Annotated in this window: 21 protein-coding genes; 20 read left to right on the top strand and 1 reads right to left on the bottom strand. The window is 70.5% G+C overall.

The annotated features are described in order from the left end of the window. Positions 1–74 precede the first annotated feature (74 nt). From Dfulv_RS15175 to Dfulv_RS15120, 12 genes are read left to right on the top strand one after another with little or no spacing between them, the layout of a single operon-like run. Positions 75–1,382 (top strand): GumC domain-containing protein, encoded by a 1,308-nt coding sequence (locus tag Dfulv_RS15175; protein ID WP_259863625.1) that lies wholly within the window; start codon positions 75–77, stop codon positions 1,380–1,382. Then, the gene (locus Dfulv_RS15170; RefSeq protein WP_259863623.1) at positions 1,379–2,518 is read left to right on the top strand and encodes a DegT/DnrJ/EryC1/StrS family aminotransferase; all 1,140 of its coding nucleotides are present in this window, start codon (positions 1,379–1,381) and stop codon (positions 2,516–2,518) included. The genes Dfulv_RS15175 and Dfulv_RS15170 overlap by 4 nt, the downstream gene beginning before the upstream one ends. Positions 2,519–2,540: 22 nt before the next feature. Next, a complete protein-coding gene (locus Dfulv_RS15165) occupies positions 2,541–4,016 on the top strand; it encodes a polysaccharide biosynthesis protein (protein WP_259863622.1) in 1,476 nt (491 codons plus the stop codon). Continuing rightward, positions 4,016–4,990, top strand: coding sequence for a hypothetical protein (locus tag Dfulv_RS15160; RefSeq protein ID WP_259863621.1), 975 nt, complete (start codon positions 4,016–4,018; stop codon positions 4,988–4,990). Before Dfulv_RS15165 ends, Dfulv_RS15160 begins: the two co-directional genes overlap by 1 nt. 35 nt (positions 4,991–5,025) lie before the next feature. Then, positions 5,026–6,273, top strand: a complete 1,248-nt coding sequence (locus Dfulv_RS15155; protein ID WP_259863620.1) for a glycosyltransferase — start codon at positions 5,026–5,028, stop codon at positions 6,271–6,273. Continuing rightward, the gene (locus Dfulv_RS15150) at positions 6,264–7,685 is read left to right on the top strand and encodes an RtcB family protein (RefSeq protein WP_259863619.1); all 1,422 of its coding nucleotides are present in this window, start codon (positions 6,264–6,266) and stop codon (positions 7,683–7,685) included. The genes Dfulv_RS15155 and Dfulv_RS15150 overlap by 10 nt, the downstream gene beginning before the upstream one ends. 9 nt (positions 7,686–7,694) lie before the next feature. Then, positions 7,695–8,114, top strand: coding sequence for a hypothetical protein (locus Dfulv_RS15145; protein WP_259863618.1), 420 nt, complete (start codon positions 7,695–7,697; stop codon positions 8,112–8,114). A gap of 2 nt (positions 8,115–8,116) precedes the next feature. Next, entirely contained in the window at positions 8,117–9,265 is a 1,149-nt protein-coding gene (locus tag Dfulv_RS15140) for a phosphotransferase family protein (RefSeq protein WP_259863617.1), read from the top strand. Next, the gene (locus Dfulv_RS15135) at positions 9,262–10,533 is read left to right on the top strand and encodes an O-antigen ligase family protein (RefSeq protein ID WP_259863616.1); all 1,272 of its coding nucleotides are present in this window, start codon (positions 9,262–9,264) and stop codon (positions 10,531–10,533) included. Before Dfulv_RS15140 ends, Dfulv_RS15135 begins: the two co-directional genes overlap by 4 nt. Beyond that, complete coding sequence (locus tag Dfulv_RS15130) at positions 10,530–11,792, top strand: oligosaccharide flippase family protein (protein WP_259863615.1); 1,263 nt, start codon at positions 10,530–10,532, stop codon at positions 11,790–11,792. The genes Dfulv_RS15135 and Dfulv_RS15130 overlap by 4 nt, the downstream gene beginning before the upstream one ends. Beyond that, a complete protein-coding gene (locus tag Dfulv_RS15125) occupies positions 11,789–12,814 on the top strand; it encodes a hypothetical protein (protein WP_259863614.1) in 1,026 nt (341 codons plus the stop codon). Before Dfulv_RS15130 ends, Dfulv_RS15125 begins: the two co-directional genes overlap by 4 nt. 4 nt (positions 12,815–12,818) lie before the next feature. Beyond that, positions 12,819–13,475, top strand: coding sequence for a sugar transferase (locus Dfulv_RS15120; protein WP_259863613.1), 657 nt, complete (start codon positions 12,819–12,821; stop codon positions 13,473–13,475). A gap of 40 nt (positions 13,476–13,515) precedes the next feature. Here the strand turns inward: Dfulv_RS15120 and Dfulv_RS15115 are convergent, their stop codons facing one another. Further along, positions 13,516–15,141: an MBL fold metallo-hydrolase gene (locus Dfulv_RS15115; RefSeq protein WP_259863612.1), complete on the bottom strand. Its 1,626-nt coding sequence runs from the start codon at positions 15,139–15,141 to the stop codon at positions 13,516–13,518. Between the two features lie 428 nt (positions 15,142–15,569). On the opposite strand from Dfulv_RS15115, the gene Dfulv_RS15110 reads away from it, so the two are divergent. From Dfulv_RS15110 to Dfulv_RS15075, 8 genes are all read left to right on the top strand, one after another. Continuing rightward, a complete protein-coding gene (locus tag Dfulv_RS15110) occupies positions 15,570–16,304 on the top strand; it encodes a sensor histidine kinase (RefSeq protein ID WP_259863611.1) in 735 nt (244 codons plus the stop codon). A gap of 16 nt (positions 16,305–16,320) precedes the next feature. Next, complete coding sequence (locus Dfulv_RS15105) at positions 16,321–16,986, top strand: response regulator transcription factor (protein ID WP_259863610.1); 666 nt, start codon at positions 16,321–16,323, stop codon at positions 16,984–16,986. A gap of 464 nt (positions 16,987–17,450) precedes the next feature. Beyond that, positions 17,451–18,485, top strand: coding sequence for an LCP family protein (locus Dfulv_RS15100; protein WP_259863609.1), 1,035 nt, complete (start codon positions 17,451–17,453; stop codon positions 18,483–18,485). A gap of 404 nt (positions 18,486–18,889) precedes the next feature. Then, the gene (locus Dfulv_RS15095) at positions 18,890–19,303 is read left to right on the top strand and encodes a sigma factor (RefSeq protein WP_259863608.1); all 414 of its coding nucleotides are present in this window, start codon (positions 18,890–18,892) and stop codon (positions 19,301–19,303) included. A gap of 280 nt (positions 19,304–19,583) precedes the next feature. After that, positions 19,584–20,225, top strand: coding sequence for a GAF and ANTAR domain-containing protein (locus tag Dfulv_RS15090; protein ID WP_259863607.1), 642 nt, complete (start codon positions 19,584–19,586; stop codon positions 20,223–20,225). 52 nt (positions 20,226–20,277) lie between these two features. After that, positions 20,278–21,006 (top strand): GAF and ANTAR domain-containing protein, encoded by a 729-nt coding sequence (locus Dfulv_RS15085; protein ID WP_259863606.1) that lies wholly within the window; start codon positions 20,278–20,280, stop codon positions 21,004–21,006. A gap of 203 nt (positions 21,007–21,209) precedes the next feature. After that, positions 21,210–23,633, top strand: coding sequence for a LuxR C-terminal-related transcriptional regulator (locus Dfulv_RS15080; RefSeq protein WP_259863605.1), 2,424 nt, complete (start codon positions 21,210–21,212; stop codon positions 23,631–23,633). A gap of 520 nt (positions 23,634–24,153) precedes the next feature. Continuing rightward, the gene (locus tag Dfulv_RS15075) at positions 24,154–25,227 is read left to right on the top strand and encodes a fatty acid desaturase family protein (RefSeq protein WP_259863604.1); all 1,074 of its coding nucleotides are present in this window, start codon (positions 24,154–24,156) and stop codon (positions 25,225–25,227) included. Positions 25,228–25,253: the final 26 nt, after the last annotated feature.

Raw genomic sequence — 25,253 nt, 5'->3', positions numbered from 1 at the left:
GTACAGATCGTCTTAGTCTCGGCGCCAGATGGCGTTCACCGGGGATTCACCCCGAAACGGAGGGGCGTTCTCGCGTGGAAATGAACGAGGTCGCGACGCGACTATTCCACCGGTACTGGTTGGTACTGCTGCTGGCGATCTTCACGCCGGTGCTCGCGATGGCCGTCTACGTTGCCCGCCAGCCCGCCGAGTACACCGCCCACGGGCGCGTCGTGGCGTCCACCGCCATCCCCCGGTCGCTCGCGGAGGCGGCCGCGATCGTCAGCCAGGTGCAGGCCATCGCAACCAGCCGGGACGTCACCAAGCGGGCCCTGGACGAGGCGCACCTGCCGCGTGACCCCGACACGGTGATCCGCGCTGTCGTGGTGACCGGCCTGGGCAGCTCGACCCTGGTCGACGTCGCCTACACCGATCGCGACCGGGACTTGGCGCAGAAGGTCACGGCGGCGCTCCTCACCGCGGTCACCGGACAGCTCGACGCGCAGCGCGTCGGCGCCCTGCCCGACGTGCTCCAGGACGTGGACAGGCAGCTCACCGACCTGACGGAGAAGCGGGCACCGATCGCGGCCGAGGCGCATTCCAACCCGGGGGACCCGGTCGCGCAGAACAAGCTGGCCGGTATCGACCGGCTGATCTCTGAGCTGTCCGCGGACCGCGGCAGGCTGGCCGAGGAGGCGGCCGCGGCCGGCCACGCGAGCGTGGTCGCGACCCCGACGGTTCCCGACCGGCCGGACCCGACCGGCCTGCCCGGCCGGCTCGGCATCGCCGCGATCCTCGGCCTCGCCGTCGGTCTGATCCTGGCCGGGCTGAACGAGACCGTGCGTCCGAAGCTGTCCGGTGCGTCCCGGGTCGGTCGGGTGCTGCAGGTGCCGCTGCTCGGTACGGTCAGCCCCGATCCGGCCGCGCTCGCCGACATCGGCCGGCGCATACGGCTGGCCGCGAGCCAGGCCGAGGTTTCCACCGTCGTCCTGGCGCGGACCGGCCGCACGCCGATCCATCCCGAGTTCGTCGACCGGGTCGAGGCCGCCGCCGTGCGCCCCGCTCCGGTGACCGGCCGGATCGCGATTCCCACCCAGGTCCTCGACTCCCCGGTGCTCGTCTCCCCACAGGTGGTCCCCGGACAGCCGGTCGACGGGCGGCCGGCCGACGGACACAGCTCCGTCGCGGTGCTTACGGCGACGGAGAACTCCACTCCGCCGATGCGGTTGCAGCGCGTCTGCGCGCTCGAAGAGCTGAACCCGAGCGCGGAGGGCGAACGGATCGGACTGGTCGTCCTGACCGGCGGCAACGTCGCGATCCGGGCGGTAGACCGGGTGCGAGACCTCGCGACCGCCTCCGGCTGGCCGTTGCTCGGCGTCCTCGAGGAAGGTGTTGGGGAATGACCACCTCGACCGCCGTGGCGGTGCCCTTCACCGTCCCGTCGTTCACCGGCGCGGCCCGCGAGGCGGCGGTGCGGGTCCTCGACTCCGGCTGGGTCACCACCGGCGCCGAGTGCGCCGCGTTCGAGGCGGAGCTCGCCGCATACCTCGGCCAGCCGTACGTGGTGACCGTCGCCTCCTGCACCCAGGCGATCGAGTTGAGCCTGCGCGCGTTGCGACTGGATGCGGGCGCCCCGGTCCTGACCCCGAGCCTGACGTTCTGCGGTGCGGTTGCGGCGATCGTGCACGCCGGCTACCGGCCGGTTCTCGTGGACGTCGACGAGGACACGCTCGTACCGAGCCCCGAGACGGTTGCCGCGGCCACCCGCCGGGCCGGTCGGCCGGCCGCGATGGTCGTCTGCCCACTCGGCGGGTACCCCGTCGACCACGTCGCCCTCGCCGATGCGGCCGGGCTCCCCGGCGGGCGGATCGTGGTCGACGCCGCGCACGGCCCCGGGGGTGGCGTCGGGCGGGCTGACGACCCGGCGACCGCCCCGCACGCGACCTGCCTGAGCTTCTATGCGACCAAGAACCTGCCCATCGGCGAGGGCGGCGCGGTCGCCACCCACGACGGGGAGCTGGCGGCCTGGCTGCGCTCGTCACGGCTGCACGGGATGAGCCGCGACGCCTGGCGCCGGTACCTGCCCGGCGGCTCGTGGCGCTACGACGTCGAAGAGTTGGGGTTCAAGGCCAATCTCACCGACCTGCAGGCGGCGATCGGCCGGGCACAGCTGGTCGCCCTGCCCGGCTGGCAGCGGTGCCGGGCCGAGCTGGTGGCGCGGTACGACAGGGCACTGGCCGATCTGGTGCGACTCCCGCGGCGCCATCCCGGGCACGCCTGGCACCTGTACCAGGTGCGCGTCCCGGACCGCGACGCCGTCGCCGCGGCGCTCGCCGAGTCTGGGATCGGCACCTCGGTGCACTTCATCCCGGTCCATCGCCTCACCGCGTTTGCCCGGCTGCTCGACCCGGATGACCGCGCCGCGTTGCCGGTCACCGACCGGGTCGCCGACGAGGTGCTGTCGCTGCCGCTCTACCCGGCTCTCGAGCACGGATCCGTCGACATCGTCACCGGCCGGCTGGCCGAACTTCTCGCTTGAGCCCACTCCGGAGGTACCACTTGTGAACTGGCGCAGAGCATCGTCGGCCCGCTCCGCGGGGCTGCCGACCCTCGTCCTGGGTGCTGGCCACGCCGGCCGCGCCCTCGTCGGGGCGTTACGCGCGGCACCCGGATACGGGCTGCGCCCCGTTGGATTCCTCGACGACAACCCACGGCTGCGCCGGGCCGCCTGGTTGCCGGTCGTGGGCCGGCTGGACGACGTGGCCACGGCGGCGAAGGCCACCGGGGCACGCGCCGCGCTCGTGGCCATACCGTCGCTGTCGTCGTCCCGGATCGCCCAGTTGATCGACCGGACGCTCGCCGCCGGCCTGCTGGTGCGCCACCTCCCGTCGTTTCTCGCCGCGGTCGAGCGCGACATGCGCCTGTCGGACCTGCGCGGGGTGCAGATCGGCGACCTTCTCGGGCGCGACGAGATCCACGTCAGTTCGCAGCGGGCGCGGTCGTTGATCCGCGGCCGGCGGGTGCTGGTGACCGGCGCCGGCGGGTCGATCGGTGCCGAGCTGTGCCGGCAGATCCACCGTTTCGAACCCTCAGCGCTCTATCTGCTCGACCATGACGAGTCCAACCTGCACGGCCTGCACCTGGAGATCACCGGCTCCGGCGTCCTGGACTCCAACGAGATCATCATCGCCGACATCCGGGACCGGCGTCGCCTGGAGCAGGTGTTCACCGAGACCCGGCCGCATATCGTCTTCCACGCCGCCGCACACAAGCACCTTCCGCTGCTCGAACGGCACCCGTGCGAGGGCGTGAAGACCAATGTCGGCGGCACCCACCACCTCGTCGACCTCGCGGTCCGGCACGGCACCTCGCGGTTCGTCCTGATCTCGACCGACAAGGCCGCCGATCCAGCCTCGGTGCTCGGCGCGACGAAGCGGCTGGCCGAGATCGTGGTGCAGGCGGCGGCCGGCGGCCCGACCTGTATGGCGTCGGTGCGCTTCGGCAACGTCCTCGGCTCGCGCGGGTCGCTGCTGAGCGTCCTTGCCGATCAGCTGGCCAAGGACCAGGCGATCACCATCACCCACCCGGAGGTGACCCGCTTCTTCATGACCGTCGAGGAGGCCGTCGGGCTGGTGCTGGAGGCGGTCGCGATGGCCGAGTACGCGGAGACGTTCGTCCTGGACATGGGCGACCCGGTGCCGATCGTCGACCTGGTCCACAAGTACGCGGAGGCCGTGCACCTACCCGAGGTGACGATCCGGTTCACCGGGCTGCGGCCCGGCGAGAAGCTCAACGAGAAGGTGTTCTCCGACTCCGAGGTGCGGCTGCGCACCGCGCATCCGAAGGTCTGGGCGACCCGGACGAGCGAGGTGCCGCCGGATCTGCCGGCCATGCTCACCCGGCTCTACGCCGCCGCCGACGACAACGACGAACCGGCGACACTGGCGCTGCTGCAGCAGATGCTTCCGGAGTACCAGCGGGTGCTGCACCCGCAGACCGCGGCCGGCGTCGCCGGGCCGTACCCGGACGGGTTCTGATGCGCTACCACTCCGCCGGTGAGGTGGTGGACGTCGACACCGAGCTGCCGTGGGTCAACCGGCTGGTCGTCCGCGCGCTGGGCGCGGCAGGGCAAACTCGGGAACCGACACGTGGCGCGGCCGAGCCGACGGTTCGGCTGCGCGTCGAAGCGGGCGCGACGGCGATGCCGGTGCGGGGCCTGCGGCTGGTCACCCGCGGCGCGTGGTCCGACGGCACGACGACCGTGCTGACCAACGCCGGCGGCTCCGGCTTCGACCTGATGGTCCGCGGCGGCGAGACGCTGGAGGTCGTGGCACGGTACCGGCCGAGCCGTTCGCTGCGGGCCGCGAACCTGTTGCTGGGCACGCGTTTCGGGCTGCTGGCCGGGCAGATGTTGGTGCACTACCCGGTGCTGTGGCGGGCCGGCTGGCAAGAGCGGGTGCCGCTGCACGCCTCGGTACTGCGGGCCGGGTCGGCCACGCCGCTGTTCGCCGGGCCCGGCGGGGTGGGCAAGTCGACCGTGTTGCTCAACGCCCTCGACGCCGGGGCGGTGGCGACCGCCGACAACCTGTGCTGCGCCGACCGGTCGCGCTGCTTCGGCGTCGCTGAACCACTCCGTACCGACGCACCTGGCGCCCGTACGAACCGGGACCGCACCTCGCACGGGCGGGTCGAGGTGGCCCTGTCCGCGCGCGAGCCGGTACTGGAACCGGACCGGTTGGTGGTGCTGGAACGCGGCCCCCGGACCGAGGTCGAGCACCTGCCGCCGGACCAGGCGGCACGGTCCCTGATCGCCGGCACGTACGCGGCGGGCGAGCTACGCCGGTACTGGGCGTTCGCGGCGACCCTCGCATTGGCGACCGGTCACGGTCCGGCGCACCCGCCGATCGAGCGGATCGCCGCCGGCTACGCGGAACGGTTGCCCTGCCTGCGGGTGCGGGTGGGCGACGGCGACACGATCTCGGCCGCGGACCTGTGCGGCTTGGCAGTGTGAGGTGGATTGACGACATGAACACGAAGGGATCCCACGTGGGCGACAGACGGGTCAAGGTCGCGACGGTGATCACGCGAATGGCGGCCGGCGCGGGCGGGGTGAGCCTGCGCGGTGCGCTGGCTCTGGATCCGCACCGGTACGACATCACGGTCATCGCCGGAGGACACGGGATCACCGGCGCGGCCGACACTCCGGGCGCGTCCCGGGGAGTGCGTGGCACGCCGGAACCGACGGTGCTGGTGGGCACCGACGCGGTGGACGACGCGCCGAGAGGCGACCTGCTCCTCGACGCCTTCAAGGCCGGCCTGCAGGTGATGCGGGTGTCCACGCTGGTACCGCAGATCTCCCCGAGGCGCGACGCGGCCACCCGACGCACACTGACCCAACTGCTGGCCGAAGGCGGCTATGACGTGGTGCACACGCACAGCGCGAAAGCCGGTGCGCTGGGCCGGATCGCGGCATCGCGGGCCGGCGTGGCACGGATCGTGCACACCTTCCACGGCTTCCCGTTCCACGAGTTCCAGCCGCGATGGCTGCGGGCCGCGTACGTGCGCGCGGAGCGGTATCTGGCCCGGCGGACACACGCGTTCCTCGCGGTCGGCAGCGCGGTCGCGGCACAGGCGATCCGGCTCGGGCTCGCCCCACCGGACGGTATTCGGACCATCCCACCCGCGGTCGACAGTGCCGACCTCCAGTTCAGCCCGGCCGCACGCGGGCTGGCCCGCCGGAGGCTCGGCCTGCCGACCGGGGTCCGGCTGGTCGGCACGGTCGGCCGGGTGGACTATCAGAAGGCGCCGGAGCTGTGGATCGACGCGCTCGCCGCGACGGGTGACGACGTGTGGGGCGTGTGGATCGGTGACGGGCCGCTGCGCGAGCAGCTGCTGGCGCGAGCCCGCAAGCGCGGCGTGGCCGACCGGTTCTGCCTGCTGGGACACCGCGAAGACGTCGCCGACCTGCTGCCGGCCTTCGACGTGTTCGCCCTGGCCAGCCGGTACGAGGGGCTGCCGTGCGTGCTGATCGAGGCCATCGGCGCCGGGGTGCCGGTGGTGGCGACCGCGGTCAACGCGGTGCCGGAAGTCGTCGTGCCCGGCGAGACGGGCCTGCTGGTGCCGCCGGGGACTGCCGCGCCGCTCGGCCGGGCGATCCGGTACCTGCTCGAGGAGCCGGCCGAGGCCGCACGGATGGCCCGGACCGCTCGGGAACGTCTCGACCAGCGGTACACGCCCCAGACGCTCGGCGCCGCGCTTGATCACACCTACCGCGGGAGAAGCACATGGAACTGACCCTGATCGGCCGTGAACCACGGGTCTTCGACGGCCCGCGCCTGCCGGCCGACGCGACCGTCCTCGCTGAACTGACGGCCCAGGTCGCCGACGCCGATCTCGCCGCGCCGCCGGTCGTGCTGCCGGACTTCCATCACAAGTCCACCATGGAGCTTCCGTCGTCGGTGGCGGTCGCGACGGCCGGCACCATCCGTCCGACCCTGACGTCCGCATCGGTGAACTGCGGCATGGCACTGCTGGCCCTGGACTGCGAGCGGCCCGGGGTGGCCGGCGTCATCGAGTTCTACCGGCGGGTCCGGGAGCGGTACCCGTACCCGGCACGCAACCTGCGCGAGCTGTCGACGCACGAGGTGCGGCGGGCTGCGGTCGAGGGATCGTACTTCGCCGCCGAACGGTTCGAGGTCGACGCCGGTGAGCTGGCCCGTGTGGAGGAGTTCGGCCGGCTCGATCTCGACCGGTACGGCGGTGCCGACCGGCTGGCGCGGGAGCTTCCGTCGCTGGCGTACCAACTCGCCCGGCTGCGCTTCGGCACGGTCGGCCCGTCCAACCACTTCGTCGAGTTGCAGGTCGTCGAAGAGGTCTTCGACCCACGGGCGGCCGAGCTGCTGGGCGTACGCCAAGGGCAGTTGACGTTGCAGTACCACGCCGGCGGCGGCGTGCTGACCGGTGAGATCGGTGCGTTGTTCGGGCGCCGCAAGCACTACCCGCGGCACCTGCGGATGGCGATGGCGGTGCAGAAGCCCCTCTACCACCTGGCGACGGCCCGTTCGTACCGGCAACTGCGGGAACGGCTCGCGCTGTACTTCACCGACGGGTGCCCGCCGGTGTCCCGGGACAGCGAAGAGGGGCAGCGGCTGATGCTGGCCAACGCGGCGGCGATGAACTACGGCTTCGCCTTCCGGACGGCGACGTACGCGGCATTGAAGAAGATCGCCGCGACGGTCTTCGGTGGCACCGGCGGCCGGCTGGTCGTCGACTCGCCACACAACTCCATCTACGAGGAGGAGGTCGGCGACCGGACCGCCGTCGTGCATCGGCACAACTCGTGCCGGGCGTTCCCGGCCGAACGTTGTGCCCCCGGCACCGTGTTCGCCGAGACGGGCCAGGCGGTCCTGCTGCCGGGGACCTCCAGGACGTCCTCGTACCTCGCGGTGGCCGGGCCGAAGGCGGAGGCCAGTCTCCACTCGGCCTGTCACGGCGCGGGCACGCTGGTCGCCGACTTCGCCGAGAAGGGGCTTTCCGCCGAGCATCCCGACGGGCACGAAACCCTGCGGTTCGGCTACGACGGCGCCGCTGCGGTCCGCGTCCGCCATTTCGACGACAACGGGGTCAACGCGGCGCTCGGCGTGCTGGTGGATCACGGCCTGGTGCGGCCGGTCGCCCGGCTGCGCCCCCTCGCGGTACTCAACTGAGGAGATCCGGTGTCCGGCGGAGAAAGCCTCGAGGAAAGCCCCGACGAGCGCTGGCGGCTGCTGGTGCCGGCCGGCGCGGTCATGATCCGCGTCGACCGGCGCCGGGACGCTGTGCGGCAGGTTCGCGCCCTTCCCGCGGGTACCGGGGTGGCGCTGGTCGGCGGCCGGCGGCTGCGCACGCTCGCGTGGCGGGCCGGACTGCGGATCCACGCCGAGTACGTGGCCATGCCGTCGCTGGTCACGCCGGTCGCGATCACCCAGGTGACGTTGGGCTCGCTGCGCTGGACCGCCCACACGGTGCTGACCGTGCCCAGCGGCGTGATCCGGCTGCACGCTCCGCTGTGGACCGCCATGCGGCTCGTGCAGCGGTACCCTCGGCTCCTGGCCCGGGTGCCGGCCGGTGACCGCCTGGTGGTCGGTACCCGATGAGGATGCCGAGCACCGAGATCACCACGGAGATTCCCGCGCCCCTGGGTCGCGAGCAGCCGCAACTGGCCCAGTTGCTGGACCGCCCGGGCACGCGGGTGGTGCTCCTGGCCGGGTCGCGGAACCCGAACGCGAAGATCACCTTGATCCTGCTGGACGACTACGGGCCCTCGTTCGTCATCAAGGTCCCGACGACCCGCGACGCGGCACAGGTCGTCCAGAACGAGGGAACGCTGCTGCGCCAGCTGGCCGATCTCGGGCTCGGGCGACTTGCCACGACACTGCCCCGGCCGATCGGCTATCTCGCGTCCGGCGCGTTGCCCGCCCTGGCGAGCACCGCGCTGGTCGGCACGCAGATGGCCGTGCGCTACCACGCCTGGCGACACACCGCCCGGCAGCGCCGGGTCCGTGCCGACTTCACGGCCGCCGGCGACTGGCTCGCCGACCTCCAGCGACGCACCGCCGGTCAGCCCGGCCCGGTCACGCTGCTCGCCGACTGTCTGGATGCGATCGAGGCCCGGTTCGCGGACCATCCCGACGTCGCGATGCTGCGCGCGCGGCTGGCGACGGCGGCCGGCCGCCTCGCCGGCGAACACACTCCGCGGACCGTGGTGCACGGCGACTACTGGTTCGGCAACCTGCTTGTCGACCGCGGGCGGGTCGTCGGGGTGGTGGACTGGGAATGCGGCGACCTGGCCGGCGAGCCGTTGCGCGACGTCGCCCGCTTCGCCGTCAGCTACGCGCTCTACCTCGACCGGCACGTGCGGCCGGGCGCGCGGGTGCCCGGGCATCGCGGGCTCTACGCCGACCGTTGGGGGGCCGGAATCGCGCACGCGGTGGCCGGCCGGGGCTGGTTCGGCGCGCTGGTGCGCGAGCACGTGTCCGGTGCGCTCGAGCGGCTCGGCGTCTCCGGAGAGCGGTGGCGCGACCTGCTGATCGCCGGAGTCGCGGAGATCGCCGCCACCGCCGATCACCCCGATTTCGCCCGTGCCCATCTGGATCTGCTCGTGGCGATCGTGCGCTCCGACGGCATCGGCGAGGAGGACAGCACGGCCGCCGGGCAGCCGGGTCCGGCGGATCCACCACAACCGTCCGACGCGGCGGACGGGAACGAGCCGGCTGGTGCCCCGGATGCGGCCGGCGTGGTGGCATGACGACTGTCCTCGTCACCGCCCCGCCGGTCGTCCGGTCCGCGCGCCGGCGGCTCGTACAGATCGCCATCTCGGTGGCGGTGGTCAGCATGCCGCTGTTGCGCCCGTCCGGTCCGGGCAACACGGGACTGGTCGACCTGGCGCTGGTCGGCGCGATGGTCACCTGCACGGTCTGGGCGTCGACCCGCTCGGTGCGGGCCCGCCTGCCGTACGCGCTGCCGGTCGGTCTGACGATGACCGCCGGCGCGCTGGCCGTCGTGATCAATAGCGGGCATCCCGGCGTCGTCGAGCGGGGGGCGATCGCCCTCGCGCAGGATCTCTTCGTGTTCGGCTGGGCCGCGGCGGTGGCCACCGTCGGCAGCGACCACCGGCTGCTGGACACCTTCTGCCGCGCCTGGGCATACAGTGCGACGGCCTGGGCCGCTGTCATGATCATCGGGGAGGTGGCCGGCATCGCCTGGCTCAGCGGCATCAGCGCGCGTGACGGGATCCGCGCCTCACTGACCCTGGGCGATCCGAACCTCGCCGCCAGCTACTTCGTGTGCGGCCTGCTGGTGATGCGGGCGACGCGCCGCCCGCGGCGCACCGGCCTGCGCTGGGCCGCGTGTGCGCTGGTCGTCACCGCGGTCGTCCTGACCCTGTCCAACGGCGGGATCCTCGCCGTACTGGCCGCGACGGTCTTGGGCTGGCTCATCGCGCTGGCCCGCCGACGCGGGCCGATGGTCGCGGTCGCGGCCGCTGCCGCACTGGCCCTCGGCGTCGTGGCCACGTTGTCCACAGTAGACATTCGCGGCCGAGTGAACCGGGTCGAGGAGTCCTCGCCCTTGATCCGAGACTCGCTGGGCCGGGAGCGTGAGAGCAGCGGCAGCCGCTCGACCGTGGCGCACGAAACCGTCCAGCTCTGGCTGGAGACGGAGACCATCCTCGGCATCGGACCGGCCAGCACCGAAGCGACGTTGCGGGCCAACCAGGCCCCGTACGTCAAAGAGGCCCACGACGACTATCTCGCCGCGCTGCTCGAACGCGGGGTCCTCGGCGGGATCGCGCTCACACTGCTCATCGCCACGGTGGCCGTCCGGTCGCGGCGCATCTGCGCCGCCGAAGGGGTGGGTGCGCAGTACCGCGCGGTCGTGCCCCGGCCGGAACTGCTCGCCGCCGCGGCGGTCGCGGTAGGGCTGTCCGCCGTTGTCTACGAGGTACTCCATTTCCGGCACGTCTGGGCGCTGCTCGGACTCATCGCGGCGCTCGGACTGTCGGGGCGTGGCCGATGACCGCGGTGATCGCCCGAGCCCCCCGGCGCGTCGCGGGCATCCGGCGGCTGGTCGCCGGCAACCTGGCAGCCCGGCTCGGTGCCCTGGTCTCCCTCGCCGCGGCCACCGTCATGGTCGCCCGGGCCGGTGGCCCGGACCTCGTCGGCGCGTTCACCCTCCTGCGGGTCCTGCCCGGGCTGGCCGGTGTGGTCGCGGCCGCCGGGTTGCCCGGGGCCGCGCCGTACTTTCTCGGCGCCCGCGCCGACGACCCGCAGCTCCGCCCGACCCTCGTCGCGCTGACCTGGCTCGGCGCCGCCGCGGCCGCGGTTTGCTGGCTGCTGCTCACCCCGGTCCTGCACCCGGTGTTCTTCCGGTCCTGGAGCGGTCCCCTGGTAGCCGCCGCGGCGGTGGCCGTGTTCACCCAGCTGTTCGTCGCCGTCGGCAAGGCGCTCCTGCAGGGGGGCCAGGATCTCGCCGGCGCCAACGTCGCCATCGTCGGTGAAGAGGCCGTCTTCCTGCCGCTGTACGGCGGTCTGCTGCTGCTCGGCACCGACGTCTGGATGATGCTGTGGGGCCTCGTCGCCGCCGATGTGGCGGTCGCGATCGGTATCGCCGAACGCTTACGCCGTAACGGATTCTTCGCCGGTTGGGGGCGGGCGAGCTACCGGCTGGGCCGTCAGATCTGCGGATACGGCTGGCGCGGCCAGCTGGGCAGTGTGCTGACGCTGGTCAACCTGCGTCTTGACGTCGCCGTCCTCGGCGCTCTGGCCGGCCCCGCCACGCTCGGCGTGTACGCGGTGGCCAGCAAGTATGCCGAACTGCTGCGGCTGCCCGGCCAAGCGGTCAACTACATCCTCTATCCCGTGTTCGCCGCGAAGCACGAGCGCGACGCCGGCACCCGGACGCGCGCGTTGCTCGTTCCGGCCGCCGGGTTCACCGTGCTGGCCGCGATTCCGTTGGCGCTGGCCGCGGCTGCCCTGCTGCCGCTGATCTACGGCGCCGACTTCGGCGGTGCCGTCGTGCCCGCATGGATCCTGCTGGGCGGCCTTCTCGGCGAGGGCGTGTCCGGCGTGATCACCGCCTACCTCTACGGCATCGGCCGGCCGGAGCTCACCTCGCTGGCCATCGGCCTCGGGGTGGCCGTCACCATCGTCGGAGACCTGCTGTTGATCCCACGGTTAGGGGCGGTCGGCGCCGCCGTGGCCTCGAGCGTCGCATACCTGCTGACCGTCGTCACGCTGCTGGCCTGCTTCAGCCGTATCCGAAGGAGAAGCCCTTGAGACGGCGAACGATCGTGATCGGCGCGACGGCGGCGACGGCGGCCGCGGGCATCGCACTGGCCGTCGGACTGCGCCCCGAATCGGCGCACCAGCCCCCTGTGGTGCCGTCGCACCGACCGATCGACGCGAGCGGCAACCGGTACGAGGCCGCGGTGGCGACCGCGCACCAACAGGGCTTGACCGTATGGATCGAGTCGGACCTCGTCAAACGCTGGCTGGCCGGGCCGGAGTCGTTCAGGGCCGCAGTGTCGACCATCGCGAAGCTGGCGGCGCAGCCGGGTGTCGAGGGCATCAAGATCGCTGACGAACTGGGCTACCGCGACAAGCTCGACTCTGCGGAGAAGGTCCAGCAGTTCCTCGACGCGGCTTCCGAGGCGCTGCATACCGCGACACCAGGCAAGCGGCTGCTCATCGACCTCCTGGTGCCCGAGCTCGGCTGTCTTCCCGGGCACGGTCCGTCGCTGCGTGCCGCGACCACCTGCGCCGGGCAGGCCCGCGGTCAGTACCCGCAGCTGACGCTGGAGGCTGTCGACGGATACCTGCGGTCCCGGCGGATCGACGTGGTGGACCTGTCCACCGGGTTGATGACCCCGAAGACGTACGGCGACTGGGGCGTCGACCAGGCCACCGCCCAACGCGCGGCGTGGACGGAGGCGAAGCGGCGCGGCTGGGACAAGCTGACCACCCTGCACGCCCGCAAGGCCCTCGCTCACCCGGGCACCTACCACGAGCCCGACACCGGGCCGACCCTGACCACGTATCTCGACATCCCGCGCGAGCAGGGCGCGGCCGCGGTCGACGTCTGGACATGGCGCCAGCAGTACCAGGGCGACACGTACCGCCTGCTCGATCCGGGGCTGCGCAGCAATGCCCTGTGGGAAGGGCTGTTACAGCGGCGCAACGCCGGCGCCCGGCTCTTCACCCACCTGTCGCCCTCTTCGCTGGAGGTTGACCTGCATACCGATCTCGCCATGCTTGCCAAGGTGTTCACCGACCTGTTCGTCGCGGCCGGAACCGGGTGATCACATGACTGCCGAAGCCCCGACCGGGCGCACCGCGCGACGCCAGCGGGTCGGATTCCCGCGACGGCTGCTGGACCTGCTGGCCGGCTCGGTTGGCCTGCTGGTCGTCTGCCTCCCGCTGCTCCTGCTGATGCTCGCGGTCCGGCTGGAGAGCCGGGGACCGGCGCTGTTCCGCCAGATCCGCCTCGGCGAACGCGGGCGCCCCTTCATCCTGTACAAGCTGCGCACCATGCGCACCGGCTCGACCGGGTTGGAGATCACCACGGCTGACGACCCGCGCGTGACCCGGCTGGGCCGACTCCTACGCCGCACCTCACTCGACGAACTGCCCCAGCTCTGGCACGTCGTCCGCGGGCAGATGACCCTCGTCGGGCCGCGCCCGGAGACCCCGGCGCTCGCGGAGGCATACCCGCCAGACTGCCGCTGGGTCCTCGACCACCGGCCCGGATTGACCGGTCCGGCGCAGGTACGGCTGCGCGACACCGACATCCTCGGCACGGCGGACGCGAACACGACGGCGGCCTACCTCAGCCAGATCGTGCCGGCGCGGACCGCGATCGAGGCGGTGTACCTGAGGAACCCGACCCTGGCCGCGACCCTCGGGGTCCTGGTGGACACCGTTCGGCACCTTCTCGGTCGGCCTGTCCCTCCCCAGCACTGACCGGACCGCCTGCTTGACGTTCTGCTCGACGTCGACGTCCCTACAGTCCGCGCTCGATGTCGTCGAGGACAGGCGCACCGGACGGTGCGGTCAGGACCGGGGCGGGATCGCGCAGCTGACGAGTGGAGAGCGGTTCACACCGCGCATTGACGCACTCCCCGGTGTCGAGGTTGAAGGCGAAGTTGTGTGCCAGACATTGCAGCGTCTGCCCGTCCACCACCACGGCACCGACCGAGAGATCCTCACCGGCATGCGGGCAGTAGCGACCGATCTCGTATTCGGCACCACCGGCCGAGATGGTTATCCGCTCGTCGCGGTCGCGGCCGGTCTCGTACGCTTCGACCGCTCGCAACGCCGGCTCGTTGGCGTGCTTCAACAACCCGATCAGATAGTCGTTGTAGCGGTCCGGGTCACGGTGCGCGGTCAATCTCAGGGAAAGCAGGAGGTCTTCCCAGGCGATGGATCCGGTGAGGACCGCGGCGAGCCAACGCCCCTCCACCGTGAACGTGTATTCCGGTGCCGTCGCTCGAGCCGCGAGATCAACCCGCGCACCGTTCGCGTCCAACCGCACATCCCAGTTTCCACCGTTGGGACCGGTCACCTCGAATCTGGCGGTCATACCGATCCTCGTCAAAAAATACGGCGACAGCGTGCCCAGCCGCGAAAAGTGCGCGGTGAAGACGTCAGCGAATTCCGGGCCCGGCTCGGGCGCCGCCGCGCGTACCAGATCCAGATCCGCGGCCCGGTCGGCAGCATATCGATCGAGATAGGCGTCGAGACCGTCGGTGTAGCTGAACTGGGCGGACACCGGGTCCGCCAGCACCGCGCCGGTCGCCAGGTCGAGACGGTCGCCCGGGCGGAAACACGCCCAGCGCTGGCTGGGCAGATTCTCGGAGAGCCAGGCGGTGGCCTGTTCGCTGTCCGGGAAGATCCCCGGCGCGCGCATCGAGTCGTTGAAATGCCGCAGGTCCGGGTCGAGGAAGCAGGCCGGGCCGGCGAACGGGACGGCCAGCTCGGGTCCGGTCGCCCGAATCAGGCGCAGCACCGAGCGGAACTTACCGACCCGCTTCTCGGCCTCCAGACGGGCACGGACCTCGGGCGGATATGAATAGCAGATCGGGTGCCACGACGCGCCGGACGTCTGAACGGTCATGACGTCGAGCCGGCCGCCCGCCAGATGCTTGGCACGACGCGCCTGAGCGGCGGTCAGCCTCGCGTCATTGCAGTTCAGCACGGCGTATCCGTCCGCCACGACGAGCAAGGCCGAGTCATGGCACATCGGTGACTGCTCCGGAATGGCGGTGATCCAGGATCCGTGCGCGTCGAGGGCGAACCTCTGCCACGGCTCCAGCTCGATGATCCGCGCCACTCCGGCGCCGCGCAGACGATCCCGGAATGCCGTGGACGGATACCGCGGGATGAGCACTCTGGTGTGCGATGGAAGCCGGGTCAGCACCGACAGGTCCATATGGTCCAGATGCTCGTGTGAAACTGCCACCCAGTCCGCGTCGAGCAGCTCGTCGAGATCGAGATGATCGTTGCGGGGAAACTGGTGCCACGCGCCGAGAAACGCGCCGGAACGAGCGAACCAGGGATCGGCGAGCAAGCGGAACCGCTGTGCTTCGATGCGCAGGCCGGCATGGCCGAGGAAGGTAACCGCGGGCATACCGAACACTCTCTTCGTCCTGGTCCGTTTCGGCATCCCGCGCACGACGTAGCAGGGACTGCGACGAATGCGGGGCACAGCGACTCCGGACGCCCGGCATCGCCTCGCCGATGATCCCCGCCCCGCGACAGCGTGGACTGCCGGCCTGCCGCCTTCCTCCGCGCTGTGGTACGGCGTCGGTTCGGCGCGGATACCCTGCCCGGTCACCTGGTGTAACCCGCCAGGTGGTCCATGGGATGCACTAAAGTCCTGGCTGACGCAAGCGGTCTACACGGTGGTAGCTCGTGGGATACGCCGTGGCGCGAACGATCGGGGAGTGGCTCGCGTCGGACCCGCGTCAGTACCTCGAAGGGGCAACTGTGGGTGTTTCGCCGCGAATCCCGGATCAGAGAGCAGCGGAAGTCGGGAAAACGAACGTCGGTGCCGTCGTGCGGTCGCGCTCCGCTCTGGACAACGAAATTCCGGACACCGAAACGCCGACGCCGGCACGGTTCGCCCCGAAGACCGAGTCGACACCCGGCGTCGCCGAGCGCAACCGGCTCCGACGTCGGCAGCTCAGCCACGACATACACCATGAGCTCGGCACCATCATGCTGCTTGCGTCGCTGCTGAGCACCGCACCCGACGCGGGCGAGGAGAGCCGCAAGCGGGCGCGCCAGATTCTCGGCGAGGCGCGCTGGCTCGACCAGCTGCAGCGGGCGTACGAGGAGCACGTGCCGGACGTCGACGACCACGACGAGCCGGCGACCACCCAACCGATCCGGCTCGACCTCATGGCCCAGGAGGTGGTCGATGCGATGCGCCTGTGTACGGTCACCGAGATCAGCTTGACGAGCAGCGAGGCATGGGCACTCGCGGACCGGTTGGCCGTTTGGCGGGCGCTGCGCAATGTGCTGGACAACGCGCTGCGGGCGGCCGGTGCGAACGGCCGCGTCGAGGTGCGGGTCTTCGGCCACGAAGGGTGGAGCGTGGCCGAGGTCGACGACAACGGCCCGGGGTTCGGTGCGATCGAGCCCGGGCTCGCCTCGTTGGGACTGCGTATCGTGCAGGACGTCGCCACCGCATGGGCCGGGCAACTGGAGTACCGCCGCAGCAGCCTCGGCGGCTGCTGCGTACGACTGCGGTTGCCGGCAGTGCCACCCGGCCCGTCCGGCAGCCGGTGATCGTGCGGCGGCAAGCATGCGGCTGCTGATCTGCGACGATCACGTCGTTTTCGCGGAGTCACTGGCGTGCCTGCTGCGAACGCTCGGCAAAGACGTCGTCGCCGTCACTCACCACCCCGCCCAGGCGGTCGCGGTGTTGCGCGCCGAAGAGGTCGACGTCTGCCTGCTCGACGTCATGTTCGGCGCGGACAACGGCGTGTCCTGGCTGGGCGCGTTGCGGGACGTCGCGCCGAGCAGCCAGATCGTGCTGCTGTGCAGCCTGGCCGACGATGCGCTGTTCGCCGCCGCGCGACCGTACCGGGTGGGCGGCGTCGCCGACAAGCGGCAGCCGATCGCCGAGATCGTGACGTTGATCGATCGTGTCCACGCCGGTGACTCCATGCTGCCGAGCGGCCGGACCGGGGCATCGCCGGCCACCACCCGCCGTGCCGCCGCATCCGCCGGGCATTTCCTCGCCGCCTTCCTCACGCCCCGGGAACGAGAGGTGCTCAGCGCGCTGGTCGGCGGAACGAACACCGCCAGCCTGGCGCGCATGCTGGGCATCACGCAGACAACGGCGCGCTGCCACATCCAGAGCGTGCTGACCAAGATGGGAGCACACTCGCGCCTGGAGGCCGCCACGACCGCGGTGCGCCACGGCATGATCAACCCGGCGACCGGCGAGTGGCTCATCGCCGGTTGAGCCAGCACCGCCCAGCCGGCGCTCATGCTGTGCGGGTGGGTCGCTCCGCCATCCGAAATGGTCTGCTGTGACGAGTAGCGCTTCGCCATACCGCATCGCGCCTCGCGGCGCGCGTGATCATCCGGCACGAACGTTCATCACACGTTCGGTCGAAGCCACGCACAGCCGAACAGCATCATCGAAGTAGGAGAAACATGCGACCCGGAGTCCCCATCGCGGCCTCGGCCGTCTTTGCCACGCCGACCTCATACGTCTCCACCACGGCGTGCGTGGTTCGCGCCACCGCGCCCGGCCAGTAGTGCAGCGCCATGGCCAACTCGCAACAGCGCAAGGTCTACAAGGCCGGCCGCGCTGCCGTGCCCACCGGGAACGGCGGCGTGCCCGAGCAACGCGGCAGCGTCGACGACAGTCCCCCGGTCGGCAGCCCCCCGGTCAACCGGAGCCGGCGCCGACGTTGGGGAAAGATGGTGGCGATCATCGGTTCGACGATCGTCCTGTTGCTCGGTCTTGTCGCCGGCGGAGCGTTCCTCTACTACCGCAGCGTCGACTCGGGCATCCAGCGCACCGACGCGTTCGGTACCGATGGCCAGCAAACGCAACAGGAAGCGGCCCGGCCGCCGGTCGAGGTCGTCGGCGCCAAGAACCTCCTGCTGCTGGGCAGCGACTCGCGCGCCCCCGATGACCCGAACAGCAGGGGCAAAGCGGGAGCGGGGCGCACCGACGCGATCATTTTGCTGCACATCGATGCCGCTCACCAGCGGGCATACCTGATCTCGTTGCCGCGCGACCTTTACGTGCACATCCCGCCGAACCCGGCCAATCCGAGCCTGGGCAACAAGAATGCGAAGATCAACGCCGCGTTCGCGTGGGGTGGCGTGCCGCTCGCGGTACGGACCATTGAAGCCTACACGTCGGTGCACATCGACCATGTCGTTCTCGTCGACTTCGCCGGCTTCCAGCAGGTAACCGACGCGCTCGGCGGCGTCGACCTGTACATCGACCAGGACATCACCGGGGTCGGCAAAGAAGGGCGGCGTTTCAGCAAGGGCGTCCAGCACCTGAACGGATCCGAGGCGTTGGAGTACGTCCGCCAGCGCCAGCAGTTCGCGGGTGGCGACTTCACGCGGATGTGCCACCAGCGGGAGTTCCTCAAAGCACTGCTGGACAAGGCGATCAGCTCCGACACACTGAAAAACCCGCTCAAGCTCAACGCGTTTCTCAAGTCGGTGGCCTCGGCGATGACTGTCGACAAGGACTTCTCCCTCGCCGATACGGCGTTCGCCTTCCGCAACATCGGCAGTAGCGACCTGACCATGCTGGTCAGCCCGAACCGCGGACCAGACATGATCAACAAGGAGAGCGTGGTGGTCCCCGACCCAGATCGAGCGAAGTCCCTCTACGACGCCGTCGTCAAGGACACACTCGCCGACTGGATCGCACAGAACCCGCCGGCCACGACCACGACAACAACCACGGCCAGCGGATGCCTCAACCAGTAAGGTACCGATCTCGTCCGGCCGGCGGCCGTGTCACCTCACCGTCGTCCGGCCGGTCGAGCGCAAGTCCCGTCGCCCGTACCATCCCGAGCCGGGCGGCCTGGTGCCGTTCGCGGTGCACGCAACGGGTCGATGCTGTGCTGGATCCCGCTCGACGCCGACCCGGACCGTTGGGCGGTCACCGTGGTCAACACCACCGATCGGGCGGAAGCGGACGCAAGACCAGCGCCGCAGCCGCGGGAACCGCCGTCAGGCGTACCGGGTCGGTTTCCGGTGATGAACCCCGAAGGAGGGGCTGGTGCACCGCTGATGCGCTGTCGAACCCTCAGTGGCCTACCATTAGCGCGTCGTCTCGACCGCTCCGGACCCCGGCGGTGCCCTTGCTGCTGGCATCGTTGGGAGCTTCGATGGCAACGCCGCAGGTGGACCCGTCCACCGCTACCGCGTCATACAACAGTCTCGTCCGGCAGATCGCAGACCGGGACCCGGCTGCCCTTGCTCATCTCCACCGTCTCCTGGTCCGCCGGATCTTCGTCCACGTTCGCGCCGGCCTGGGCGACACTGCCGCCGCTGTGTCGATCGTCCGTGCGGTCTTCGTCGAAGTGTGGCGGCTCGCACCGGCGTCGAGGATGTGGCACGATGATGCGCACGCGTGGCTGCTCACGATCGCCGATCGGCGGGTTGCCGAGCATCTGCGGGCACGAGGACGGCCGTTCTCGCTGGCGATGGGCTACGACGAGCACATCAGCCTGGAGTTGAACGCCCTGCTCCGATACGGGCGGCCTGCACGCCGCGACAGACACCGGCGATCGGGCAGCTGATGATCCGGGCCCGCGGTGATGTCGCCGGCCTGCGCTGACCGCATTGTCTCGGCGCTTCACAGGGGGTAGCGTCACCTGCACGACGCCGGTCCCGGCGCCTGGCTGCCCTGGTGCTGGCAGTGTCGGTCTCCGGAAGGTGCGGCCATGCGCGCGCGAGACCGACGTGTTGCCTGCAGTTGTGAGCCATTGCCCTGGGCCGCCGTGATCGGCACGGTCAATCCTCATCCGTCAAGCGCCGCGCCTCATCTGCGATGCCGGGTTGTCACGCGAGGCGGGCGGCGTGGTTGAGTTGTTGGAGCGCGTCTGCGTCGAGGTCGTGCAGGCGCTGTCCGCCTCGGGAGCCGGGGTGAGCGTGATGGCCGGCGACGGCGTGCACGGCATGGCCGCAGCCTCGGACCCGAGCACCGCACGGATCGAGGAGCTGCCGTTCGCCCTCGGCGAAGGCCCATGCATCGATGCCTTCGCGTCCGGCCGTCCGGTCCTGGTGAGCGATCTGGCAGATGGAGCGACGAGTCGATGGCCGGTGTACACCCCCGCGGTCCTGGATGCGGGGATCCGGGCGGTGTTCGCGTTTCCGTTGCAGATCGGCGCGGCCCGCCTCGGCGTCCTGGACGTGTTCCGCACCCACCCTGGCTCGTTGTCCCGAGCGGAACTGGGTCAGGCGTTCACGTTCGCCGACCTGATGGTCATGACGCTGCTGGACGGTCAGGAACGGGCCGACGTCGGCGAGTTCGACGAGATGTTTGAGCACCGCGCCGAACTGTTCCAGGCCCAGGGCATGGTCATGGTCCAGATGGGCATCCCCCTCACCGATGCCCTGGTGTGGATCCGGGCCCACGCCTACGTCAGCAACCGGCCGTTGAGCGAGGTGGCCGCGGACATCGTCGCCCGCCGGCTGCAGTTCGGCACCGACCACGCATGACCACCGCGGGGAACCACCGCGACGACGATCGTAGGAAGGCCGGGAAGCCGTCATGACCACCGTATCCGAGCAACGCCTGGCGCGGATCTTCGTCGAGGTCGCCGACACCCTCGTCGACGAGTTCGACCTGATCGAGTTCCTGCAGATGCTCGCCAACCGCGCCGCCGGGCTCATCGACACCGCCACCGTGGGGCTGCTGCTGGCCGACGAGAAGGACCGGCTGCGGTTCATGGCCGCCTCGGACGAGACAACCAAGCTGTTGGAGCTGTTCCAGCTGCAGTGGCGGGACGGCCCCTGCCTGGACGCGTTCCGCACCGCCGAACCGGTCGTCAACGCCGATCTGCGCACCGCAGGCGCCCGCTGGCCGCGGTTCGCGCCCTACGCCACCGCCGCCGGGTTCCGCTCGGTGCACGCGGTTCCGCTGCGGCTTCGTAGCGAGGTGATCGGCGCGATGGGCGTTTTCGGCACCGGCAGCACCGCCTTCGACGACGCCGACGTGCAGATCGTGCAGGCCCTGGCCGACGTCGCCGCGATCGGCCTGCTGCAGGAACGGACGATCCGCCGCGGTGAGGTCCTCACCGAGCAACTCCAAGGGGCGTTGAACAGCCGGATCATCATCGAGCAGGCCAAGGGTGCCATCGCACAGGCACATCACGTCTCCGTCGATGCCGCGTTCGAGCTGATCCGGGCCTACGCCCGACGCACCAACCGACGGCTCAGCGACGTCGCCCACCTCGTGGTCACCGACCTGAGCAGCCTGCCGGACCTCACCACTGCCTGACGCACCGCCACAGCACCGCATGACATCCGGTATCTGGAGTAGGGCCGCACCTGAGGGAGCTATGAAGCTGCGCGGGTGGTTCGTCTGCTGGGCTGGAACGACCGACCGGGTTGCGATATCCTCGGGCGTCACCTCAGACCCCGGTGGCGAATTCTGCAGGTCAAGGATTCGACGTCACCCAGAGGGTCATGATGGTCGGCTATGTGTCCTCACCTGCGATCGTCGGTGGTCGGGCGGTCGCGGCGAACGCGTCACGGCATCTGCGCCGGACCCGGCTGCACGCGGCGTTCGCCGCAGCTGACCAGCAGTCGATCACGACGGTCTATGCTCCGGCCGGTGCGGGCAAGACGGAGCTCGTCGTGGACTGGATCGAGGCGGTCGGCGCGTTGTCCCGGTCGGTGTTCGTGGACCTCGCCGCGTGCGCTACCGCCCGATGGTGGCAGGCGCCGCTGCGGTCACCTTCATGGTGGCCGTCGTGGCCGGTCAACGCGGCCGAGCTGGCCCAGGCGCTGCATGAGGATATTCCAGCGCAAATCGGCGGCCAGGTGATCGTGGTGTTGGACGGCACCGAGGCGGTTGCTGGCATCGGCTTCCTGCCACAGGTACGTCAGCTTGCCGCCAGCGAGGATCGCCTGCACGTCGTGCTGCTGGGCAGGCACGCCCCACCGGACGGATCCCCGCAACGGCTGGGTCACTCCCAGGTCAACGCGCTCTGCGGGCGTGACCTGGCCTTCACCGCCGCCGAAACGGCTACCCTCTGCGTTCAGCGAGGGCTTGGCCTGCCCGCGGCCCTCAGCAGGCGCCTGTATGCCGCCACCGACGGGTGGGCTGCGGGACTCGCGGTCGCGACCGCGGCGCTGAACGGGGAACCGCATGAGCCGGAAGGCGTCCTGGAACAGCTGCTGCGCACCGGCGCGGGGCTGTCGGAGTACGTGATGCGGGACGTGTTGGGCAGGCACCCGGCCGACCTCCGCCAAGCCGTACGCGACTCCAGCGTGGTCGAATCCGTCTGCCCGGACCTGTTCGCCACGCTCACCGGCCGCACCGACGCCGCCGACGTCCTGGCCGACCTCGCCCGCGACGACATGTTCGCCACCCGCCTTGACGACACGTCCGCCTGGTACCGCTACCACCGGCTCTGGCGCACCGCCCTCTACATCACACTCACCGAGGACGACCCCGCCCACACGCGCCAACTGCATGCCACCGCCGCCGACTGGTACACCGCACACCTCCAGCCCGCCGAAGGACTGCGTCACGCACTGGCCGCAGCCGACCGGTCATCGGCCATCAGGATCGTGCAGCAGCACGGCGAGCAGATCCGCGAGGCCACCCCGCAGGCCGCTGTCACCGCGGCAACTCCGGGCCCCTGGTCATCGCTCGCCAACGATGCACCACTCGCCCACGCCTTCGCCGTGCACCGCGGCGTCGGCAACAACACCGCAGCACCGTCGTCCGCGGTCCGGCACTCGACGACCGCCGTCCGGCGGGAGACAGCAGGGCCAGCTGATCTGATCCAGCACTCGGCGCAACCCATCTGGCATGCATTGCGCCGCGGGGACTACGAAGCTGCGCAGGCAGCGCTTGACTCCGACACGTCGGCCGCCGGGCGCAGCCCGTTGCACCGAAGCACGATGCTGCGCCTGCACGCCGTCACCGCCCGGATGACCGGCCGGCTACGCGACGCGGTCCGCCATGCCGACGCCCTCGGCGAGGACGTTCGTGCGAACGGCCTCGTGGGTTCCCACGACGGCGGCTGGGCGCGGCTGATCCTTGCCGAAGTGGCCGTCCAACGTGGCACACCCGAAGCGGCCGTGCAGCATCTCGACGCGCTCGCGGTCCAACTGTGGCAGTCGGTACCCGCGCTCGTCGCCGCTCAACAGTTTCAGGCAGCGCTGCTCTGCCAGCAACGCCACGACTACGCCGCCGCGTTGGACGCCGTCCAACGACTCATCGTTGACGGCGACGACGCATTGCTGGTCCCACAATGGGCCGCACGGGTGCTACGGATCGAGGTCCTCATCGCCACCGGCCGGCTCCACGACGCCCACCGGCACTGGCGTGTCGACGCCGTCGCCGTCCCCGCGTCGACCGCAGCGATCACCACCGCGAAACTCGTGCTCGCCCGCCAACGGCAGGCCCGCATCGACCAGCTGCTGCAGCCCCTGCTCCACGAGCCACGCATCTCGCTGTTCCACCGAGTCGAGCACCGCCTGCTCATGGCGCACCAGGCGAACACCACCGGCGACCCGCAGCACGCCACGCACCTGCTGCGCCAGGCCATGGCCCTCGCCGACCTGGAACAGCTCTGGCACCCGTTCCATGCCAACCACCACGTACTCGCCCCGACCCTCAACCATCTCCCCTCGACTGCCATCACCCCACCGGCGGGCGGTCCGTTGAGCCTGGGTGAGATCTCGGTCATGCGACACCTGGCCGGAGACCGAACCATCCACGAGATCGCCGCCGAGCTGCACCTCTCCCCGAACACGGTGAAGACCCACGTCGCGTCGATCTACCGCAAGCTGGCGGTCCACACCCGGCGCGACGCCATACACGCCGCGCTCGCTCTCGATATCCTCCCCTCCGGCGACATTCCACCGAATCCCATGCCGACCGGCACCTAACGAGGCTGCTGACATCGGTCTGGCAACCGTCGTCATCACGGCGGCTGCGCCGATGTTGAGGCCGTAGGGTCAAGCCGCGGTGGCGACGCGCAACGGTCGGCCGACGTCGTGGAGGTGGTGCAGGGTCTGGGCGTAGGAGCGCAGCAGGGTGGTCTCGTAGTACCAACGCCGACGCGGTGGCCTACCCGGCAAAGGCGGCCTCAGCCGTACGTCGACGATGCCGCACTGTGGGAGTGTCGCTCGTCGCCCTCGCCCCTTGGCGGCCACGGTTGTCGGGCGCAGCGCTACGGCAGGTCGCGTCGCGTTGCGGAGGTTAGCGCCAGGTGCACATGGGTAGGTGGCGCGCCGTTGAGGGGTGCACCGGTTTGTCGTCGTCCGACGCCTTGCGTGGTGCGGTTGCGGTCGGCCGGGTGCGTGACCTGCGTACCGGCCGCGAGCACGGCGACGAGGGTGAACTCATCCAGGCCTGCGTCTGCACGGCGGCCGGTCCTGTCGAGATCGATGTGTAGGAGACCCACCTGTGCCTGTGCCCGAACATCTCACCGACGTCGACATCAAGGAGATCGGCCGCGAACTCGACCAGCTCCGCGACGAGATCACCGCCAGCCTCGGCGAGGGCGACGCCCGCTATATCCGCCGGGTCATTGCTGTCCAGCGGGGCCTGGAGGCGGGCGGCCGGACCCTGCTGATGGTCTCGGTCCTGCCGCCGGCCTGGCTGGCCGGCACCGCGGCACTGGCCGTCGCCAAGATCCTGGAGAACATGGAGATCGGCCACAACGTCCTGCACGGTCAGTGGGACTGGATGCGCGACCCCGACATCCACTCCACCACCTGGGAATGGGACCACGCCTCGCCGGCCGACATGTGGAAGCACTCACACAACTTTGTGCACCACACCTACACCAACGTGCTGGGCAAGGACCGCGACATCGGATACAGCGCGATGCGCGTCAGTCCCGCGCAGCCCTGGCACCCCATCCACCTCGCCCAGCCGATCTACAACGCCGCCCTGGCCCTCGCCTTCGAGTGGGGCATCGCCATCTACGACGTCGAGCTGGAACGTGCGTGGCGTGGTGAAAAGCGCTGGAGCGAGGCCATGACCCAGTTGCGCGGGGTGCTGCGCAAGGCCAGCCGCCAGGTCATCAAGGACTACGTGGCATTCCCGCTACTGGCCGGCCCGTCGTTCGTGCCGGCCCTGTTCGGCAACCTCCTGGCGAACGTGGCCCGCAACGTGTGGTCGCACACGATCATCTTCTGCGGCCACTTCCCCGAAGGCTCCGAAGTGTTCACCGAGGAGCAGCTCGACGGCGAAACCCGCGGCCAATGGTACCTACGGCAACTGCTGGGCTCGTCCAACATCGACGGCGGCCCGCTTTTCCACATCATGACCGGCAACCTCAGCCACCAGATCGAACACCACCTCTTCCCCGACCTGCCCAGCAACCGCTACGCCGAGATCGCCCCGAAAGTCCGCGACCTCTGCGAACGGTTCGGACTCCGGTACAACACCGGATCCCTCGCCCATCAGAGCGCAAGCGTCTGGAAGACCATCTTCCGCCTCGCCCTGCCCAACCAGAAGGGAGCCGGTGCGTGAGGTGCTCCGCGGCGGACTGTCGATTG

It is taken from the genome of Dactylosporangium fulvum (genome assembly GCF_025137375.1).
Taxonomy (GTDB): Bacteria; Actinomycetota; Actinomycetes; order Mycobacteriales; family Micromonosporaceae; genus Dactylosporangium; species Dactylosporangium fulvum.
The sequence above is the reverse complement of the archived record's forward strand: the minus strand, read 5'-3'. Positions and strand labels throughout refer to the sequence as shown.

What these genes read in the sequence shown, in the direction of transcription:
- Dfulv_RS15170 (WP_259863623.1), top strand. Translation starts at nt 1,379, where the DNA reads ATGACCACCTCGACCGCCGTGGCGGTGCCCTTCACCGTCCCGTCGTTC.
- Dfulv_RS15160 (WP_259863621.1), top strand. Translation starts at nt 4,016, where the DNA reads ATGCGCTACCACTCCGCCGGTGAGGTGGTGGACGTCGACACCGAGCTG.
- Dfulv_RS15150 (WP_259863619.1), top strand. Translation starts at nt 6,264, where the DNA reads ATGGAACTGACCCTGATCGGCCGTGAACCACGGGTCTTCGACGGCCCG.
- Dfulv_RS15140 (WP_259863617.1), top strand. Translation starts at nt 8,117, where the DNA reads ATGCCGAGCACCGAGATCACCACGGAGATTCCCGCGCCCCTGGGTCGC.
- Dfulv_RS15135 (WP_259863616.1), top strand. Translation starts at nt 9,262, where the DNA reads ATGACGACTGTCCTCGTCACCGCCCCGCCGGTCGTCCGGTCCGCGCGC.
- Dfulv_RS15130 (WP_259863615.1), top strand. Translation starts at nt 10,530, where the DNA reads ATGACCGCGGTGATCGCCCGAGCCCCCCGGCGCGTCGCGGGCATCCGG.
- Dfulv_RS15120 (WP_259863613.1), top strand. Translation starts at nt 12,819, where the DNA reads ATGACTGCCGAAGCCCCGACCGGGCGCACCGCGCGACGCCAGCGGGTC.
- Dfulv_RS15115 (WP_259863612.1), bottom strand. Translation starts at nt 15,141, where the DNA reads ATGCCCGCGGTTACCTTCCTCGGCCATGCCGGCCTGCGCATCGAAGCA.
- Dfulv_RS15105 (WP_259863610.1), top strand. Translation starts at nt 16,321, where the DNA reads ATGCGGCTGCTGATCTGCGACGATCACGTCGTTTTCGCGGAGTCACTG.
- Dfulv_RS15100 (WP_259863609.1), top strand. Translation starts at nt 17,451, where the DNA reads ATGGTGGCGATCATCGGTTCGACGATCGTCCTGTTGCTCGGTCTTGTC.
- Dfulv_RS15095 (WP_259863608.1), top strand. Translation starts at nt 18,890, where the DNA reads ATGGCAACGCCGCAGGTGGACCCGTCCACCGCTACCGCGTCATACAAC.
- Dfulv_RS15085 (WP_259863606.1), top strand. Translation starts at nt 20,278, where the DNA reads ATGACCACCGTATCCGAGCAACGCCTGGCGCGGATCTTCGTCGAGGTC.